Source organism: Streptomyces sp. MMG1533 (genome assembly GCF_001279775.1).
Taxonomy (GTDB): Bacteria; Actinomycetota; Actinomycetes; order Streptomycetales; family Streptomycetaceae; genus Streptomyces.
Window position 1 is genome coordinate 79,746 of the sequence record NZ_LGDG01000214.1, and the last position, 17,152, is coordinate 96,897.

The following is a 17,152-nucleotide window of genomic DNA, read 5'->3' on the forward strand; positions in this document are numbered from 1 at the left end:
CAAGCGAGCGCAGGGATGTACACGGGGAGCATTTGAGGGAGCACAGCAGGTGACAGTCATGATTTACGAGTAAAACACCTGCTAATCTTATCGATATGAGCCGTGCGACCCTCACCTCCGACGCCCCGCCCGTCCGACGCCTCCCGCTCGCCGGCGTGCTGCGTCTCGGCCGGCCGTCCGACATCTGGTTCAAGCCGGCCCTGAGCGTGGTCGTCGCGGTCGCCCCGCCCAACCTGGTCCTGCTGGCCCTCGACCGGCTCGACCTGGCGATGTACACGATGGCCGGGTCCCTGTGCGCGCTCTACGCCCACAACCGCCCCTACGCCGCTCGGGCCCGCGCCCTGGCCTGGGTCGTCCTCGGCATGATCGGCGGCCTCGCCGTCGCCCTGGTCTTCGCCTCCCTGAGCTCCGGTGTCGTCGTCCTGGTGGCCGTCGGCGCCGTCCTGGCCGCCGTGCAGAAGGTGCTGTGCGATGCCACCCGGATCGGACCGCCGGGCAACGTGGTCCTCACCTTCATCAGCTCCGCCGCCCTGTTCGCGCCGCAGTCCCTCGGGCAGATCCCGCCCCACCTGGCGTCGGCCGCCGCGACGGGCGCCTGGGCCTGGCTGGTCGGCATGGCCCCCGGCCTGCTGCGCCCGTACGGCCCGGAGCGCCGCGCCACCGCACAGGCCCTCAACGCGGCAGCCGCGTACGCCGCCACGCGCGGCACCGGTGACGGCCACGCCAGGGCCCGCGCCGCGGCGGCCGCCGCCGTGCAGGCCGCCTGGCAGTCGCTGCTGTCCGCGGGCGCCCCCACGGGCACCCGGCGCGCCCTCGATCGACTCGTCGTACGCGCCGAGGTCGCGATCGCCGCGCCCGCCGACACGGACCCGGAGCGGCTGCGCACCTGGGCCCGCGCCCTGCGCGGCACCGGACCGGTCCCGCAGACCGTCCCGCTGCCCGCCGAGACCGACGAACTCCTCGGTGTGGACGCCGAACTCGCCGCCCCGGCCCGTCCGTGGTGGAGCCGGCTCGGACCGCTGACCCCGCTCGTCGTCCGCACCGCCCTCGGCTGCGCCCTCGCCGGCTACGCCTCTATCGCCCTCGGCGTCGGCCGCCCCTACTGGGCCCTGGTCACCGCCGCCTCCCTCTACCAGGCCAACCTCACCCTCACCTGGAGCCGGGGCGTCCAGCGCGTCGTCGGCAACCTCGTCGGCGTCCTCCTGTTCGCCGCCGTGGCCCCGCTCGCCCACCTCGGCCCGGCGGCCCTGGTGCTGTGCTGCCTCGCCTTCAACTTCGGCGCCGAAGCACTGATCAGCCGCAACTACTGGCTCGGCAGCGTCTGTGTGACCCCGATGGCCCTGCTCATCACCGAGTTCGCCGGTTACCAGCAGCCCGGCCGGCTGATCACCGAGCGGATCGTGGACACCGTCGTCGGCGCCCTGGTCGGCTTCGTCGCGGCCGTCGCCGTCACCAACCGGCGCGCGGGCACCGGCGTCGAGCGCGCACTGACCGCCGTGGAGCGCTCCCGGGAGCGCGCCGCCCGTCTCCTGACGGAGCCGCAGCCCGCGCCCGGAGCGCTGGAGGCCGCCCGCCGCGCCCTCGCCGCCGCACTGGTCGACCTGCGCGCCGCCGCCGAGGCCGCGTCAGGCGAATGGTGGCAGCGCGCTCTGCCCCACGAGAGGGTCGTGCTCGCCGAACAGTCCGGACACCGTACGCTCGCGGCGACGGTACGGCGCCAGGGACTGCACCTGGACCGCCACACGGACCACACGACGGAGGACGTACGGCCATGACGGCGAGCAGCGGAGCGGGCGCCCCCGGAGCGACGAGGAGCGACACCGTCGCCGCGGTCGTCCGGCAGTGGCAGACCGTCCACCCCGACCTCGACACCGGCCCCATGGAGATCATCGGACGCATCAACCGCTCCGCCGCTCTCCTCCAGCAGGCCGAGGACGCCCCGCTGCGCCGCGCGGGCCTGAGCCGCCCCGAGTTCGACCTGCTCGGCGCGCTGCGCCGCACCGGACACGAACTCACCCCCGGCGAACTGGCCCGCGAGACCTTCTCCTCCGGCGCCGCCGTCACCAAACGCCTCAAGGCCCTGACCGAACGGGGCCTGGTCGAGCGCCGCGGCGACGCCCGCGACCGACGCGTCGCCCACGTCCGCCTCACGGACGCCGGACGCGACCTGGTCGACGGCATCCTGCCCGAGCAGCTCGCGTACGAGACCGCCGTGCTGTCCGCTCTGGACCCGGCCGAGCAGGGCGAACTGGCCGTACTGCTCTCCGGGTTGCTGGGCCGGCTGGAGGGGGTCCTCGGGGTGCTGCGCCCCTGACCTCCATTGGGGCTCCCGTTTCGGAAGTTTCGGAAGCCGCGCGCCATTGACGTGACCGGCGCCTGGTTCCTACGTTCGACCAGGCCGGTTCGGATCATCGATCGGCGTACGACATACCGGACGAAGGATGGATGCCGTGACTGCCGAGACCCCCGCCCCCGACACGCTCACCGTGGACCTCGGCACCGAGACCGGTCCCTTCCACGGCGGCGCGAGCGGAACCCTCTACGGCCTCTACGGCGACGGGGTGCCCAGCCGCACCCTGATCGAGGGCATGTACGTCCGTACGGTCACCACCAAGGCCCAGGACGGCATCCAGCACCCCGGCGGCGACGCCCTGGAGATCCTGCCGCCCTTCGTCGCGTCGGGCGGCAAGGACGTGTACATCTACCTGCCCGACTTCTACCGAGGCTTTCCGTACGAGTGGCCCGGCGCCGACGGCGAGCAACGGCTGACCGGTTTCCTGGAGATCGTCCGCCGTCAGGTGGAACACGTCCTGACCCTCGGCCCGGACCGGTCCCATGTCGTGTACGTCCCGTTCAACGAACCCGAGGGCAACATGTTCGGCGAGGGGGAGTGGAGCCACGACGGGGTCTCCTGGCGCACCGACCCGCGACACTACTTCGCGGCCTGGAAGGCGGCGTACCACCTCATCAAGGGCCTCGACCCCGACGCCCGCATCGCCGGACCCAACACCTGCATCCTGTACCCCGAGGTCAGAGGCTTCCTGGAGTTCGCCAAGGCGCAGCAGGTGCTGCCCGACGTGATCACCTGGCACGAGCTGTCGTCACCGGCCGAGGTCCGCACGAACGTCGCCAAGTACCGGGCGCTGGAGCGGGAGTTGGGCATCGGGCCGCTGCCCGTCAACCTGAACGAGTACGCGCACAACTACCACGTCTCCGTCCCCGGCCAGATGGTGCAGTGGATCTCCGCGATCGAGGAGTCCAAGGTCGACGCCGACCTCGCGTACTGGAACATCGCCGGCAACCTCAACGACTCGGCGGTGGAGGCGAACAAGGCCAACGGCCAGTGGTGGCTGTTCAACGCCTACGGGCAGTTGACCGGCAACACCGTCCGGGTCGTCGCGCCACACCCCAACGCGCAGTACACGCTCCAGGGCGTCGCCACGCTGGACCAGGACAAGCGGCAGGCCCGCGTGCTGTTCGGCGGCGCGGGCGGTGCGGCGGACGTCGTCTTCGAGGGCGTCGACCCTGACGTCTTCGGAACGACCGTGCACATACGGCTCCAGGAGATCCCCTGGACGGGGCAAGTCGGAGCGAGCGCACAGCCGTTGCGGCTGCGGGACGAGGAACTGCCGGTCGTGGACGGGCGGGTGACCCTGCCGGTGAGCGACCTCGACGCGATGTCCGCCTACCAGGCCGTCCTCTCGCCCGGGGGCAACGGCGCCGCGTCCCTGCCGCCCTCGCTCCGGTGGCGGCGGACGTACGAGGCCGAGGACGCGACCTACACGGGCGGCGGTCACTCGAAGAACGGACCCGAGGGATCCCCGTTGGACGTCGACAAGTTCGCCACCTCCGGCGGCTACCACGTGGGCGGTCTGCGCACCGGTTCCGACGGCGTGCTCGCCTTCGACGTCGAGGTCCCGCACGACGGGACGTACGACGTCAGCGTCTTCGCCAACTCCTACAACCAGGCCGACCTGGTACGGGAGTTCGGCCCCACCAACGTCTTCCTGCGCGTCGACGGCGAGGCCCCCCGCGAACTGCGGCTGCCGCTCGGCTACAAGTGGGCGGTGTGGGGCCACACCGACACCCGGGTGGAGCTGACCGCGGGCGCGCACCGCATCACGCTCGCCGCGCAGGACCCGGACCTCGGCGTCACGAAGGGCGACGCGGTCGTCGACAAGCTGGACCTCGCCCTGCGCGACGACGACGGCACCGCCCTGTACGAGGCCGAGTACGCGTCCCTCGGCGGCGGAGCGGTGGTCAGCCACGCGCACCGCGGGGCCTCGGGCCCCGGCGCCGCCGTACTCCCGCGCGCAGGCACGGTCACCTTCTGGGTGCACGCGGCCGACGACGGTGAGGCGGCCGTGACGGTGGACGTCCTCGGGCCCGGGGAAGGCCGGCTCACGGTCAACGGCGAGGACGTCGGCCGCGTCGAGCGGGGCGCCGTACCGCTCTTCCTGTCCGGAGGTGTCAACAAGCTCACCGTCACCGGGACTTCGGAGCTCCTCGTCGTGGACCGGCTGCGCGTCGGCCCGTCCCGCGATCTGCTGCCCACCACCGCGTACCCGGCCGAGGAGGGCGCCCTGACCGGTACCGCGAAGGTGACCGGATACGCGTACGCCACCGGCGGCAAGGCGGTGGACGGCATCGGCGGCGGCCCCGAGAACGCGCTCACGCTGACCGTGACGGCGGACCGCGCCGGACGCCACGCGCTGACCGTCCGCTACGCCAACGGCGAGCAGGCGCCCGCCACGCACTACAACCCCGACCCCGTCTGCCGTCACGCGGACGTCTTGGTCAACGGAGCCGCTCCGCGGCGCGTCCTGTTCCCCACCACCTTCCACTTCAACAACTTCTGGAACCTCTCGGTCCCCGTCTCCCTGGAACAGGGCACCAACACGGTCACCTTCACCGCCGACGAACTCCCCGACTTCGGGGGCGAGTCGCGCAACCAGTACGGTCAGCGCTCCGCCCACGCACCCGTCGTCGACCAGGTGACGGTGACGCGGCTGTTCTAGAGGACCTCGGTGGCGGTGCGGCGGTAGGTCGAGCGCCGGTCGTCGATCTCGGTCCAGCGGTCGCCGTAGATGTTGCGGGTGATGGCGGGTTCCCGTACGAAGTCGTGCGGGAACCCGAGCGGCACGGCGCTGACCTCGTCGAGGCGGGCCACGGCGTCGGCGTCGAGCCGGACGTCGACACAGCCGAGGTTGTCGGCGAGCTGGCTCTCCTTGGTGGCGGCGACGATCGGCACCACGTTGCCGGGGCGCCCCAGCAGCCAGGCCAGGGCCACCTGGGCGGGGCTCCAGCCGCCCTGCTCGGCGACGTCCAGGACGGCGGTGACGACGTCCTCCTCCTGCGAGGTCGGCTTGTCGTCCCAGAGGTCCAGCCGCCCCGGCTCGCCCCGGCGGTACTTGCCGGTGAGCTTCCCGACCGCCAGCGGGGCCCACGCGAGCACGGCGAGGTCGAACGCCCGTGCCTGCGGCAGCAGTTCACGCTCCGGCGTTCGCTCCAGCAGGTTGTAGCGCAGCTGCGACCCCGCGAACGCGGTCCAACCCCGCAGTTCGGCAAGGGTGTTGGCCTGCGCGATCTCCCAGGCCGGCCAGTCCGAGACGCCGAGGTACAGCACCTTTCCGGTCCGTACGAGGTCGTCGAGCGCCCGCATGACCTCCTCGACCGGCGTGAAGTTGTCCCGGGCGTGCACCCACAGCACATCGAGCCGTTCCGTCCGCAGCCGCTTCAGGCTCGCCTCCACCGACTGCACCAGGTTCTTGCGGTGGTTGCCGGCGGCGTTGACGTCCCCCTCGCGGATCCCGCAGGTGTACTTGCTGGCCAGCACGAACTCGTCGCGCCGCCTTTCGAGCAGTTCCCCGAGGATCCGCTCCGAACTGCCGCCCATGTAGTTGTTCGCCGTGTCGATGAAGTTGCCGCCGGCGTCCGCGTATGCGTCCACGATCCGGGCGCTGGTCTCCTTGTCGGCACCCCATCCCAGGTCGTCGCCGACGGTCATCGCCCCGAGACTCAGCTCGCTCACGCGCAGACCGGTCTTTCCGAACAGTGTGTAACGCACGCACTTTCCCCTTCAGGCAGGTTGCGCGTACGACGCTAGGAGCTGGAGCGCACTTCAGCGCAAGCGCACGTCTCGACGAGGGTCAACTCGACGCGGGTCTACGCAGGCGGACGTCTCAACGCGAGCCTTCGCCACCCGCGAGGTACACGCCGAACATCGCCCCGTGCGGGTCCCGCAGCACCGCGATCCGCGGCCCGTCGGGCACGGACGTGGGCTCCATCAGGACGGTGCCGCCCGCCTCGGTCGCCGTGGCCGAGGCCGCGTCCACGTCCGCCACCGCGAAGTACGGCAGCCAGTGCGGCGGCACCTCGGGCGGGAACTTGTCGTCCATCGTGACCATGCCGCCGAAGTCCGCACCGTCCAGGCCCCACTGCGGGTAGTGCTCCGAGGCGATGACGCTCCAGCCGAACACCGTGGTGTAGAAGTCGACGGCCCGCTCGGGAGACCTGGTCATCAGCTCCACCCAGCCCAGTGAGCCGGGGGCGTTGAACAGACCCGCGCCCGCGAAGCCCGCCGCCTGCCACAGATGGAAGGCGGCGCCCTGCGGATCGGTGACGGAGGCGAAGCGGCCCATACCGGGGACGTCCCCGGGTTCGAACACCACCGAGCCGCCCGCCGACCTCACCTTCTCCACGGTGGCGTCCACGTCCGACACGGCGAACGTCACGTACCAGAGGACGGGCTGCGGCTCCTCGCCCAGCGGCACCAGTCCCGCGACCGGGAGGTGCCCGCGGTACGCGATCGTGTACCCGCCCATCTCCTCCCGGCTGTCCGTCTCCGTCCGCCAGTCGAAGAGCGTGGAGTAGAACTCCTTGGCCGCGTCCACGCCCGGCGCTCCCACCTCGGCCCAGCACGGCCCGCCGGGCACCGGCTTGTCGAGTTTCATGACGTCACGGCCTCCCTGCCGACGCGGGCATTCCCCTTCGCACGCTAGCTCCGGTCCGTCGGCCCGGCCATCCGACGGCGAGGGGCGGTCCCGCGGCCGCGGAAGGGGGTAGCCCCCGATGTCGTACCGCACCGCATGACGGCCTCCGGGACGACGAGGGGGTCGGCGAGCACTACCGGGACGCGGGCGTCATCGACTGATTCGTGTGCCGCCCACCGGAGTCCTCCGGCCCGGCGCGGCGGAGGCCGCCGAACTGCTGATGAGCGACTGCCCGGCCCAGCCGGCCCGCCGGAACGCCCGTGCGTGGTACGCCGACGGCGCCTTCCCCGGCACCCGCCGCGCGCGGGGTTCCGGCACAGCGGCGACACAGAGGTGATCCTGTGGAGCGCACGCCGGACCGGGAGAGTGCGGGACCCGCTTCACGGCGCGCACGCCGACGACTGTGCGCTCGGCTTCGTGGAGGCCGACACGACGCCGGCCCGCCCCCAAGGCCACGCACAGCGGGCGGCGGGCCTGGCCGACATCGGCAACCCGCACATCGACCCGGTCGCGTACGGGGGAGGGCCTGGAGCGCCGGCTCCTCGCCCAGGACGCCGACTGGCTCACGCACGGCCATCGGCCACCTGGTGTCGGTGGTCTTCCGCGAGCCGACCCGCACCGACCCGCGGCTGGGAGGACCTTCCTCGGGGCCTCAGATCCCGGGCCGGTACCGCAGCGGATGGTCCGCCGGGATCTCCACCAGCACGATCCGCGTCCCGTCCGGATCCGCGATCCACATCTCGATCAGCCCCCACGGCTCCTTCACCGGCGGCCGCACGATCTCGACCCCCTTGGCCAGCAACTCGTCGTGCGCCGCGGCCACGTCCCCGACCTGCATCCACAACTGCACGGCCGGCGACGGCGCCGCCTCGGACCGCCCGGAGACCTCCAGGAAACCGCCACCGAGGAAGTAGACGGTCCCGCGCTCCGGCCCCGTGCCGAACTCGCGATACACGGCGAGCCCGAGCCGCTCGCCGTAGAAGGAACGGGACCGCTCCGGATCGGTGGGACGCAGCAGGGTCCGGCCACTCAGTACATGCACCATGCATCCGGAGCCTAGTGGCAGAAGGGCTAATCTCGGCGGTGCCCGAGCCGCACGAGAAACCGGAGAACCGACCATGGAGACCGCCCTGACCTACCGTGACGCCACCGACGCCGACGTGGACGCGCTCGTCGCGCTGATCGAGTCGGCCTATCGCGGGGACGACAGCCGCACCGGGTGGACCACCGAGGCCGACATCCTCGAAGGGCAGCGGACGGACCCGGAGGGCGTGCTGGAGGTCATCAAGTCGCCGGACAGCCGGCTGCTCACGGTCGAGCGCGAGGGCCAGGTCGTCGCCTGCTGCCAGCTCGAACACCGCGGCGCGCACGCCTACTTCGGGATGTTCGCGGTCAGCCCGGCTCTCCAGGGCGAGGGCCTCGGCAAGGTGATCATCGCCGAGGCGGAGCGGATCGCCCGCGAGACCTGGGGCGTCACCGAGATGCACATGACCGTGATCTCGGTACGCGACGACCTCATCGCCTGGTACGAGCGCCGCGGCTACCGCCGTACGGGAAAGATGACCCCCTTCCCGTACGGCGACGACCGCTTCGGCATCCCGCAGCGCGAGGACCTGCAGTTCGAGCTGCTGGTCAAGGAGCTCGCATGATCGTTACGCCGTGAAGCGGCCGGTGCGTTTGATCTCCGGGTAGTCGGTGGTGGCACCGTCCAGCTCCAGGGCCCGTACGAGCCGCAGGTGGTCCTGCGTGTTCACCACCCAGCCGATGATCTTCAGGTCGGCCTTGCGTGCGTGCTCCACGACCTCCAGCGTGAGCCGGCGGATGTTCAGGCAGACGGTCGCGGCACCGGCCTCGACCGCGCGGTCCACGATGTCGGTGCCGAACCGGCTGCCGATCAGGGCGGTCCGTACGCCCGGCACCAGCCGGGCCATCTCGGCGATCGCCTCGTCGTGGAAGGAGGACACCTCCACGCGTGCGGTCAGGTCCCGGCGGTGCATGACCTCCGCCAGCGCACGCGCGGCCGCCACGTCCTTGATCTCGGCCTGCAAGGACGAGTGCACGCCGTCGAGGACCTCCTCGAACAGCGGGACCCGCTCGCCGCGGCCCGCGTCCAGAGCGCGCAGCTCGGCGAGGGTCTGCTCGGCGACCAGGCCGGTGCCGTCGGTCGTACGGTCCACGTCGGCGTCGTGCATGACGACGAGGGCGCCGTCCTTGCTCAGGTGCAGATCGAGTTCGATGACGTCGAGACCCGCCTGCTCGGCGGCGACGAAGGAACGGAGGGTGTTCTCGGGTTCGACACCCATGACTCCGCGGTGACCGATGGTGAGGAAGTTCAAGGTTCGACTCGCTTCCGTCGGGGGCGGCTCGGCAGCGCGCGGGCCGGGGCGGACGGCCGCGCGGGCAGATCCGCAGCCTAACGGCCCTGCCCCGCGATGAACCCGTGCCTGCGCCGGGAGCGGATGTGCGAAGCGGAAGCGCTTGTCGTACGCGTGTCCGGCAGGAAAAAATCCTGTGACCATCGGGCCTTCGCAGGACAATTTCCCGAGAGCGCACTTGCTGGGAGAAACCCCATGTGCATACGGTGTGCTGACGCGAGGTTCTCCCGTGGAGGATGGGACATGACGGAAATTCTTGTGCAGGTGGGTTCGGGGGACCAGGTTCCTCCCGCGGCCAGGGTGGTGGAGCATCCGGCGTGGCCCGTGCTCAAGGATGCCGTGGAGCAGATCCGGCCATGGCAGTCCAAGGACGGATCGATCGACTTCGACGCCGAGGGCGCCCCCGACCCGGCGGACGCCGAACTCGCCGTACGGCGTGTCGTCCACGCAGTCGAGGAGCTCTCCCCGCTGCTCCCGCACGACAGCGCCTACCACCAGGCCCTCGTGAAGGACCTGCATCACTGGGTGGACGGCGGCTTCCGGGTGCCCGACTTCCTCGACTCGCTGCTGGCCTTCCAGCCCGCCGCGAACCGCGCGGACGGCCTCCAGCACCTGGTCCTCTTCCCGATGTACACGCAGAACGGCAACCCGGACCGCAATCTCGAAGCGGTCGTGCTGCGCATGGTCTGGCCCGACTGGCTGGCCGAACTGGAGCGCACCCGCTACGACAACCCGCTGTTCTGCGGCATCAAGTTCGAGGACTTCACGGCCGGCTACGACACCAACTCCGCGGTTCTCTTCCCCGAGACCATCGCCGTGCGCGAGGCCCCCGAGCGCTTCAGCTGGGGCGGCATCTTCTGCGACCGCGAGGCCGCCCGCTTCCGCCGTGTCACCGCGGCAGCCGTCGACATCCTGGGCCTGGAGCTGCCCGAGGACGTCGCCGTCATGGTCCACGACCAGAAGCGCTGCGAGGAGGCCTTCGTGCTGTGGGACATGGTCCACGACCGCACCCACAGCCACGGCGACCTGCCCTTCGACCCGTTCATGATCAAGCAGCGCCAGCCGTTCTGGATGTACGGCCTCGAGGAACTGCGCTGCGACCTCACGGCCTTCAAGGAGGCCGTGAAGCTGGAGGCCGACGGCGTCCCGCAGGCCCGTGACGTGCAGTACGCGGTGCTGTTCGACCGCATGTTCCGCTTCCCGGTCACCGGCGAGCGCGTGCGCAACTACGACGGCCTCGGCGGCCAGCTCCTGTTCGCCTACCTCCACAAGCACGACGTCGTCCGCTGGACCGACAACAAGCTGTTCATCGACTGGCGGCGCGCGCCCGAGGTCACCAACCAGCTGTGCGCCGACATCGAGCAGCTCTACCGCGACGGCATCGACCGCCCCAAGCTCGTCCACTGGTTCGCCGGATACGAGCTGGTCGCCACCTACCTCGCTCCGCATCCCGGCTCCCGCTGGGCCAAGGGTCCCGACGCCCTCGACCTGAGCCGGCCGCCGCGGAAACTCGTCGATGACGTGCTTCCGGACGAGTTTCCGCTGAGCATGTTCTATGAGGCCCTTTCCAAGAAGCTGAAGAGCGTGATCGCCTCCACCAAGGGCATCACGGCGGAGAGTGCCGAACGGGTCGCCGCGTGAGCGACCGCGCTACCAGGAACACTGCTCAGGAGGCGAAGATCATGGGGAATGGGGCTCTCAGCGGTGCGGTGATCGCGGTCGCGGGCGCGGGTGGGCCCGCGGGGCGCGCGACGCTGCTCAGGCTCGCCGATGCGGGAGCGACCGTCGTCGGCGCGGACAACGACCCGGAGCGGCTGGCGGAGGCCGTCGACGCGGCCCGCTACAGCGCCGGCGGCGCCACGGTCACGGGGGAAACGGTCGACCTGCTCGACGTGGACTCGACCCGCGACTGGGCCGCCCATACCGAGAAGGAATTCGGCCGGGTGGACGGGGTGGTCCATCTCGTCGGGGGCTGGCGTGGCAGCGAGACCTTCGCCAAGACCAACCTCCACGACTGGGACCTGCTGGAGATGCTGCTGATCCGCACCGTGCAGCACACATCCCTCGCCTTCCACGAGGCGTTGCAGCGCAGTGACCGCGGCCGGTACGTCCTGATCAGCGCCGCGGGTGCCAGCAAGCCCACCGCGGGCAACGCCGCGTACTCCGCCGCCAAGGCCGCCGCCGAGGCGTGGACGCTCGCGCTGGCCGACTACTTCCGCAAGGCGGGGATCTCCGAGGGCGCGGACGGCCCCACGTCCGCCGCTGCCATCCTGGTGGTGAAGGCGTTGGTGCACGACGCGATGCGCGCCGAGCGCCCCAACGCGAAGTTCGCGGGCTTCACCGACGTCAAGGACCTGGCCGAGGAGATCGTCGGGGTCTGGGAGAAGCCCGCCGCAGAAGTGAACGGAAAGCGTCTGTGGCTGACCGAGAAGCCATGATCCGAGAAGCCGTGAACCCACCGAAGACCGACGCCCGGCGCCACCACGACCCGGACGTCCGCGGCTTCGCCAGCGACAACTACGCCGGAGCCCACCCGGAGGTGCTCGCCGCCCTGGCCCTGGCCAACGGCGGGCACCAGGTCGCGTACGGCGACGACGTCTACACCGAGAACCTCCAGCGGGTCGTCCGCAGCCACTTCGGCTCCACGGCGGAGGCGTTCCCGGTCTTCAACGGCACCGGCGCCAACGTCGTCGCGCTCCAGGCGGTCACCGACCGCTGGGGTGCGGTGATCTGCGCCGAGAGCGCGCACATCAACGTGGACGAGGGCGGCGCCCCCGAGCGCATGGGCGGCCTCAAGCTGCTCACCGTGTCCACCCCGGACGGCAAGCTGACCCCCGAGCTGATCGACAGGCAGGCATGGGGATGGGAGGACGAGCACCGCGCGATGCCGCAGGTCGTCTCGATCACCCAGAGCACGGAACTGGGCACCCTCTACACGCCCGACGAGATCCGCGCGATCTGCGACCACGCCCACGCGCGCGGCATGAAGGTCCACCTGGACGGCTCGCGCATCGCCAACGCGGCGGCCTCGCTGGACGTGCCGATGCGGACGTTCACCAACGCGGTTGGCGTCGACATCCTCTCCCTTGGGGGCACGAAGAACGGCGCCCTGTTCGGCGAGGCCGTCGTCGTGATCAACCAGGACGCCGTCAGCCACATGAAGCACCTGCGCAAGCTGTCCATGCAGCTCGCCTCCAAGATGCGCTTCGTGTCGGTGCAGTTGGAGGCCCTGCTCGCCAGGGACCTGTGGCTGCGCAACGCCCGTCACGCCAACGAGATGGCCCGGCGGCTCGCGGAGGGCGTACGGGCCGTGCACGGCGTGGAGATCCTCCACCCCGTGCAGGCCAACGGCGTCTTCGCCCGGCTGCCGCACGACGTGAGCGTGCGGCTGCAGGAGCGGTTCCGGTTCTACTTCTGGGACGAGGCCGCGGGTGACGTGCGCTGGATGTGCGCTTTCGACACGACGGAGGAGGACGTGGACGCGTTCGTGGCGGCGCTGAAGGAGGAGATGGCGCGCTAGCGACCATCGAGCCGCCTGCATAGATATGCGGTCACCCGAAAAGCTATTGACTCGCGGGTGATCGCATTCCTATGCTCTGCGGGTATGGAGCTGATCCAGAACACGCCTGACCTGTCCGCATACTTGGCCGCTGATGAGGTCATCGATCACGAGCATCCGCTGGTGCGCGAGACGGCCGCCCGCCTCACCGAAGGGGTGGAGGACTCGTATGCCTATGCGCAGGCCGCGTTCGAGTTCGTACGCGACACCATCCCGCACTCGCAGGACTCCGGCGATCTCCGCGTGACCTGGCGGGCCTCCGACGTGCTGGAGCAGGGCACCGGCATCTGCTACGCCAAGGCGCACGCGCTGGCGGCACTGTTGCGGGCGGAGGACATCCCGACGGCCCTGTGCTATCAGCTGCTCATGCAGGACGACGGCGACGGCCATGTGGTACACGGCCTGGTCGCCGTGCGCTTCAACGGTGCCTGGCATCGACAGGATCCGCGCGGCAACAAGCCGGGCGTGGACGCCCGGTTCTCCCTCGACGGCGAGCGCCTGGCCTTCACCCCCGATCCTCAGTCCAATGAGCTGGACCATCCGGTCCTGTACGCTGAACCTCACCCGGTCGTCCTCGGCGTGCTCAAGGCTGCCCCCGACCGGCCGTATCTCTGGAAGACGCTCCCCACCGCACTCTGAGGCAGCGATGACTCTCTCCCTGACCGTGTCCGACGAGGTGCGCGCCCTTGCGCCCGGCTTCACGCACATCGCGATCGAGGCCCACGGCCTCGTCAACGGGCCCAGCACCGACGGCAGTTCCGCGCTCCTCGACGACGCGGCCCGCCGGCTCGCCGTACGCCTGGACGGGCGTAACCCGCACGAGGACGCGCACATGGCGGCCTGGCGCGAGGTCTACACGGCGTTCGGGTCGAAGCCCTCGCGGACGCGCAACTCGGCGGAGGCGCTGGCGAGGAGGGCTCTCTCGGAGGGCGGGCTGCCCCGGATCAACCTGCTCGTCGACCTCTACAACGCGATCAGCGTCGCCCACCTGATCCCGGTGGGCGGCGAGGACGTCGACCGCATCGAGGGAGGCATGCACCTCGTGCGGGCCATCGGGGACGAGGACTTCGTGACCGTGGCCGGCGGCGAGGAGGTCGTCGAACACCCCGACGCGGGCGAGGTCGTATGGCGCGACGATGCGGGCGTGACCTGCCGCCGCTGGAACTGGCGCCAGGGCCCGCGCACCCGGCTCACCGAGGACACCGTCGCCGGGATCTTCCTGTTGGAGAGCCTGGCTCCGATGCCGGTCGCCGACGTCGAGGCGGCGGCGGCCGAACTCGCCGAGCTGCTGGAGAAGTTCAGCCCGGGAGCCCGCATCACCGTCGGGTCCCCGGTGTTCTGATCCGGCTCTGCCCAGCGTGCGGGCTCAGCGCGCCTCGGCCTCGCGGACCTGCTCCGGAGTCGGGGCGGTGCCGCCGAGGTGGGCCGGCATCCACCAGGTGTCGTCCGCGTCCTTGGGCCGGACCGGGTAGGCGCGCTGGGCCGCCTCCAGCAGCTCGTTCACCCGCTCGCGCACCTGTCGGGTGATCGCGCCCGCGTACTTGTCCCGAGAAGCCTCGATCGCCTCGCCGACCCGCATGGTGATCGGGGTGTGGCTGCGCTTGAAGTTGCGCGGGTGTCCCTTGGTCCACAGCCGCTGGGTGCCCCACACCGCCATCGGGATCAGCGGCACGCCCGCTTCCTGGGCCATGCGCGCGGCACCCGACTTGAAGGACTTCAGCGTGAACGACGGCGAGATGGTCGCCTCCGGGAAGACGCCCACGATCTCGCCGGACCGCAGCGAGTCCAGCGCGTGCGCGTATGCCGTCTCACCCTGCTCGCGGTCCACCGGGATGTGCTTCATCCCGCGCATCAGCGGGCCGGAGACCTTGTGGCGGAAGACGGACTCCTTCGCCATGAACCGCACGAGACGCTTCTGCGGGAGCGCCGCCAGCCCGTTGAAGATGAAGTCCAGATAGCTGATGTGATTGCTCACCAGCACGGCGCCGCCCGAGCGGGGGATGTTCTCCGAACCCTTGCAGTCGATCTTGAGGTCCCACGCCTTGAACAACGCCTGGGCGAGACCGACGACAGGACGGTAGACAAGCTCTGCCATGGACGGAGTGGACCCTTCCTTCTCTGCCTGGGAAAAGGGGCTCCCGGCGGGAAAGCTACGCAGCCGTAGGTTTACGGCATCTCGCAGATCGTGCCCGAAGAACGGACGGGGAGCCAGTCCTGGTGCCCGTCAACGGCGAGATTCTCGTCACGTCCACCCAGTGATCGACCTCGGGCTTTTGCGCCGCCATTACTCCGCCCGAACGGTCGCCCGACGGACAAGCAGGTACATCTCGCACCCCAGGCAGTACCCGAACGCGGCGTTCAGGAAGGCGGCTGCGAGCGCGGCCCCCGTGGCGGCGAGTCCCAGCCACTCCGGCCCCAGGGCGTAGCCGACGAGGCCCAGGCCGGCGAAGACCAGCCCCACCGTCTGGGCGAACCGCGGCGGCTCGGGCGCCTCGAACTCGGTGGGCGGCCCGATCCGGGGCCGTACGGCCTTGCGGAACAGCAGGCCGTACGGCGAACGGCCCACCCCGCCCGCCGCGCCCAGCGCGAACGCCAGCGTCTGCCAGGCCAGCAGCCAGGCGCTCCCCGTGATCAGCACGACCGCCAGCACGGCGGTCGTCACGGCCGCCCCGAAGCGCGGCCCTCTTGCGTCGATGTCCATGGGAATCAAGGATTCCGCAACGGACGGATTTCGGGGAGGCGGGAATCTTTGCAGTCTCGTGAATGCTGGTGCAGGCGATGACCGGACTTGTGGTGTGCGTGGCGGTGCTCGCGATGGCGAGCGCCTACGGAGTGCTGCAACGGCGGCGGAGCGGGAGGGTACGGGTGCGCGGGCGCGACGACGGAAAACGGCTCGGCGCGGCCGAACTGGGCGGCCCGCTCGGCGAGCGCGCCACGCTCGTCCAGTTCTCCAGCGCCTTCTGCGCTCCCTGCCGGGCGACCCGACGGGTCCTCGGCGAGGTGGCCGGGATGGTCCCGGGCGTGACCCACGTCGAGATCGACGCCGAGGAGCGGCTGGAACTCGTCCGGGAACTCGACATCCTCAAGACCCCGACCGTGCTGGTCCTGGACGCCGACGGCCGGGTCGTGCGGCGGGCCGTCGGACAGCCGCGCAAGGCCGACGTGATCGCCGCGCTGGGCGAGGCGGTGTGAGGGCGGGGGACCGGGGTGAGCCATCTCCCATATGCCGGGACGTACTTGACTGTGCGCACCACCTATCGTCAGCCTGACCGTATGCCTTCGGAACTCCTTCTCTTCGGGCGGGTGCACGTCGACCTGGCCCGCACCGCGAGCGCGCGCTGTCCGGGCTGTTGAGCAGCCAAGGACGCCCACGCCACTCCTCGCAGAAGGACAGTTCCATGACGGCCTCGCCCGACCTCGACGCCACCCGGCTCGCCTCGCCCGACCTGCTGCGCTCCGTCTTCCGGCGGCACGCGGCGGGGGTCGCCGTGATCACCGCCCGCGGCGACGCCGGGCCCGTCGGCTTCACCGCCACCTCCCTCTCCTCGGTCTCCGCCGAGCCGCCGCTGCTCTCCTTCGGCATCGGCACCGGCGCCTCCAGCTGGCCCGCGGTGGCCGAGACCGACCATGTCGGGGTGCACATACTCGGCGAGCACCAGCAGGAGCTGGCCACCACCTTCGCCCGCAGTGGCGCCGACCGCTTCGGTGCGGCGACCGCCTGGCGCGAAGGCCCCGAGGGCGTTCCCGTCCTCGATGACGTCCAGGCCTGGCTGCTGTGCCGGATCGTCGCCCGGGTACCGGCCGGCGACCACCGCCTCGTGCTGGCCGAGGTCGTCCTCGGTGACTCCACCGGCCCGGGCCGCCCGCTGCTGTACCACCAGGGGCGATTCCATGGGCTGCGCGACTGATCGACGCGACCGCTCTTCTGCGAAGCGGTCGAGTTCCGATTACGCTGCGTTGCAAAGGTCACAGTTCAAAGCGCTTGCTTAGCGGGAACGAACTGGGTGTACTGACGAGTAATATTTCGGTCGGAGCGCAGGTCGCCCCGACCGGGATCGGCCGCTTGGGGCGCCTATGCTGCCTGCAAGTAGGCAGCCGAAAACTGACGATGCAGTAGGAGAGCCGGCGTGAGCTTGAGGATCGTTGTCACTGTGAAGTACGTGCCCGACGCCACTGGCGACCGGCACTTCGCCGATGACCTGACCGTCGACCGGGACGACGTCGAC

At 70.7% G+C, this 17,152-nt stretch carries 18 protein-coding genes and 1 pseudogene; 13 read left to right on the top strand and 6 right to left on the bottom strand.

Going from position 1 to position 17,152, the window contains the following annotated elements; all coding sequences use genetic code 11:
- Nucleotides 1-95 precede the first annotated feature (95 nt).
- The 3 genes from ADK57_RS22580 to ADK57_RS22590 all read left to right on the top strand — a co-directional run bounded on the left by ADK57_RS22580 (nucleotide 96) and on the right by ADK57_RS22590 (nucleotide 5,018).
- Complete coding sequence (locus ADK57_RS22580; protein ID WP_053751330.1) at nucleotides 96-1,775, top strand: FUSC family protein; 1,680 nt, start codon at nucleotides 96-98, stop codon at nucleotides 1,773-1,775.
- Entirely contained in the window at nucleotides 1,772-2,314 is a 543-nt protein-coding gene (locus tag ADK57_RS22585; RefSeq protein ID WP_053751331.1) for a MarR family winged helix-turn-helix transcriptional regulator, read from the top strand. The genes ADK57_RS22580 and ADK57_RS22585 overlap by 4 nt, the downstream gene beginning before the upstream one ends.
- 127 nt (nucleotides 2,315-2,441) lie before the next feature.
- The gene (locus tag ADK57_RS22590) at nucleotides 2,442-5,018 is read left to right on the top strand and encodes a cellulosome protein (RefSeq protein WP_053751332.1); all 2,577 of its coding nucleotides are present in this window, start codon (nucleotides 2,442-2,444) and stop codon (nucleotides 5,016-5,018) included.
- On the opposite strand, the gene ADK57_RS22595 is transcribed toward ADK57_RS22590, so the two are convergent.
- The gene (locus ADK57_RS22595) at nucleotides 5,015-6,067 is read right to left on the bottom strand and encodes an aldo/keto reductase (protein WP_053751333.1); all 1,053 of its coding nucleotides are present in this window, start codon (nucleotides 6,065-6,067) and stop codon (nucleotides 5,015-5,017) included. The genes ADK57_RS22590 and ADK57_RS22595 overlap by 4 nt on opposite strands.
- 115 nt (nucleotides 6,068-6,182) lie before the next feature.
- On the bottom strand, nucleotides 6,183-6,953 hold the full coding sequence (locus ADK57_RS22600) for a VOC family protein (protein ID WP_053751334.1): 771 nt from the start codon (nucleotides 6,951-6,953) through the stop codon (nucleotides 6,183-6,185).
- Between the two features lie 205 nt (nucleotides 6,954-7,158).
- Between ADK57_RS22600 and ADK57_RS50015 the strand changes: the two genes are divergently transcribed.
- A complete protein-coding gene (locus ADK57_RS50015; protein WP_159050125.1) occupies nucleotides 7,159-7,329 on the top strand; it encodes a hypothetical protein in 171 nt (56 codons plus the stop codon).
- 315 nt (nucleotides 7,330-7,644) lie between these two features.
- Here the strand turns inward: ADK57_RS50015 and ADK57_RS22605 are convergent, their stop codons facing one another.
- Nucleotides 7,645-8,037, bottom strand: a complete 393-nt coding sequence (locus ADK57_RS22605) for a VOC family protein (RefSeq protein WP_053751335.1) — start codon at nucleotides 8,035-8,037, stop codon at nucleotides 7,645-7,647.
- Nucleotides 8,038-8,110: 73 nt separating this feature from the next.
- On the opposite strand from ADK57_RS22605, the gene ADK57_RS22610 reads away from it, so the two are divergent.
- On the top strand, nucleotides 8,111-8,641 hold the full coding sequence (locus tag ADK57_RS22610; RefSeq protein ID WP_053751336.1) for a GNAT family N-acetyltransferase: 531 nt from the start codon (nucleotides 8,111-8,113) through the stop codon (nucleotides 8,639-8,641).
- 3 nt (nucleotides 8,642-8,644) lie between these two features.
- On the opposite strand, the gene ADK57_RS22615 is transcribed toward ADK57_RS22610, so the two are convergent.
- A complete protein-coding gene (locus ADK57_RS22615; protein ID WP_053751337.1) occupies nucleotides 8,645-9,328 on the bottom strand; it encodes a glycerophosphodiester phosphodiesterase in 684 nt (227 codons plus the stop codon).
- A gap of 282 nt (nucleotides 9,329-9,610) precedes the next feature.
- Between ADK57_RS22615 and ADK57_RS22620 the strand changes: the two genes are divergently transcribed.
- From ADK57_RS22620 to ADK57_RS22640, 5 genes are all read left to right on the top strand, one after another.
- Complete coding sequence (locus ADK57_RS22620; RefSeq protein WP_053751338.1) at nucleotides 9,611-11,008, top strand: DUF6421 family protein; 1,398 nt, start codon at nucleotides 9,611-9,613, stop codon at nucleotides 11,006-11,008.
- Nucleotides 11,009-11,049: 41 nt separating this feature from the next.
- Complete coding sequence (locus ADK57_RS22625) at nucleotides 11,050-11,805, top strand: SDR family NAD(P)-dependent oxidoreductase (protein WP_053751339.1); 756 nt, start codon at nucleotides 11,050-11,052, stop codon at nucleotides 11,803-11,805.
- A gap of 11 nt (nucleotides 11,806-11,816) precedes the next feature.
- Nucleotides 11,817-12,887, top strand: coding sequence for a threonine aldolase family protein (locus ADK57_RS22630; RefSeq protein ID WP_053751355.1), 1,071 nt, complete (start codon nucleotides 11,817-11,819; stop codon nucleotides 12,885-12,887).
- A gap of 84 nt (nucleotides 12,888-12,971) precedes the next feature.
- Nucleotides 12,972-13,565 (top strand): transglutaminase-like domain-containing protein, encoded by a 594-nt coding sequence (locus ADK57_RS22635; protein ID WP_053751340.1) that lies wholly within the window; start codon nucleotides 12,972-12,974, stop codon nucleotides 13,563-13,565.
- A 7-nt stretch (nucleotides 13,566-13,572) separates the two neighbouring features.
- A complete protein-coding gene (locus ADK57_RS22640; RefSeq protein WP_053751341.1) occupies nucleotides 13,573-14,268 on the top strand; it encodes a B3/4 domain-containing protein in 696 nt (231 codons plus the stop codon).
- A gap of 24 nt (nucleotides 14,269-14,292) precedes the next feature.
- Here the strand turns inward: ADK57_RS22640 and ADK57_RS22645 are convergent, their stop codons facing one another.
- Both ADK57_RS22645 and ADK57_RS22650 read right to left on the bottom strand, forming a co-directional pair.
- Nucleotides 14,293-15,021, bottom strand: coding sequence for a lysophospholipid acyltransferase family protein (locus ADK57_RS22645; protein WP_053751342.1), 729 nt, complete (start codon nucleotides 15,019-15,021; stop codon nucleotides 14,293-14,295).
- 189 nt (nucleotides 15,022-15,210) lie between these two features.
- A complete protein-coding gene (locus tag ADK57_RS22650; RefSeq protein ID WP_053751343.1) occupies nucleotides 15,211-15,627 on the bottom strand; it encodes a DUF4395 domain-containing protein in 417 nt (138 codons plus the stop codon).
- A gap of 77 nt (nucleotides 15,628-15,704) precedes the next feature.
- Between ADK57_RS22650 and ADK57_RS22655 the strand changes: the two genes are divergently transcribed.
- The 3 genes and pseudogenes from ADK57_RS22655 to ADK57_RS49170 all read left to right on the top strand — a co-directional run.
- Nucleotides 15,705-16,118: a TlpA family protein disulfide reductase gene (locus ADK57_RS22655; protein WP_053751356.1), complete on the top strand. Its 414-nt coding sequence runs from the start codon at nucleotides 15,705-15,707 to the stop codon at nucleotides 16,116-16,118.
- A 206-nt stretch (nucleotides 16,119-16,324) separates the two neighbouring features.
- Nucleotides 16,325-16,834 carry a flavin reductase family protein gene (locus ADK57_RS22660; RefSeq protein ID WP_053751344.1) on the top strand — a complete coding sequence of 170 codons (510 nt, stop codon included), beginning with the start codon at nucleotides 16,325-16,327 and terminating at the stop codon, nucleotides 16,832-16,834.
- A gap of 219 nt (nucleotides 16,835-17,053) precedes the next feature.
- A pseudogene (locus ADK57_RS49170) lies at nucleotides 17,054-17,152 on the top strand (electron transfer flavoprotein subunit beta); the annotation flags it as partial.

Coding starts and splice junctions, on each gene's coding strand:
- ADK57_RS22590 (WP_053751332.1), top strand. CDS start 2,442: ATGGATGCCGTGACTGCCGAGACCCCCGCCCCCGACACGCTCACCGTG.
- ADK57_RS22650 (WP_053751343.1), bottom strand. CDS start 15,627: ATGGACATCGACGCAAGAGGGCCGCGCTTCGGGGCGGCCGTGACGACC.
- ADK57_RS22600 (WP_053751334.1), bottom strand. CDS start 6,953: ATGAAACTCGACAAGCCGGTGCCCGGCGGGCCGTGCTGGGCCGAGGTG.
- ADK57_RS22645 (WP_053751342.1), bottom strand. CDS start 15,021: ATGGCAGAGCTTGTCTACCGTCCTGTCGTCGGTCTCGCCCAGGCGTTG.
- ADK57_RS22620 (WP_053751338.1), top strand. CDS start 9,611: ATGACGGAAATTCTTGTGCAGGTGGGTTCGGGGGACCAGGTTCCTCCC.
- ADK57_RS22635 (WP_053751340.1), top strand. CDS start 12,972: ATGGAGCTGATCCAGAACACGCCTGACCTGTCCGCATACTTGGCCGCT.
- ADK57_RS22640 (WP_053751341.1), top strand. CDS start 13,573: ATGACTCTCTCCCTGACCGTGTCCGACGAGGTGCGCGCCCTTGCGCCC.
- ADK57_RS22655 (WP_053751356.1), top strand. CDS start 15,705: ATGACCGGACTTGTGGTGTGCGTGGCGGTGCTCGCGATGGCGAGCGCC.
- ADK57_RS22580 (WP_053751330.1), top strand. CDS start 96: ATGAGCCGTGCGACCCTCACCTCCGACGCCCCGCCCGTCCGACGCCTC.
- ADK57_RS22660 (WP_053751344.1), top strand. CDS start 16,325: ATGACGGCCTCGCCCGACCTCGACGCCACCCGGCTCGCCTCGCCCGAC.
- ADK57_RS22610 (WP_053751336.1), top strand. CDS start 8,111: ATGGAGACCGCCCTGACCTACCGTGACGCCACCGACGCCGACGTGGAC.
- ADK57_RS22585 (WP_053751331.1), top strand. CDS start 1,772: ATGACGGCGAGCAGCGGAGCGGGCGCCCCCGGAGCGACGAGGAGCGAC.
- ADK57_RS22625 (WP_053751339.1), top strand. CDS start 11,050: ATGGGGAATGGGGCTCTCAGCGGTGCGGTGATCGCGGTCGCGGGCGCG.
- ADK57_RS22605 (WP_053751335.1), bottom strand. CDS start 8,037: ATGGTGCATGTACTGAGTGGCCGGACCCTGCTGCGTCCCACCGATCCG.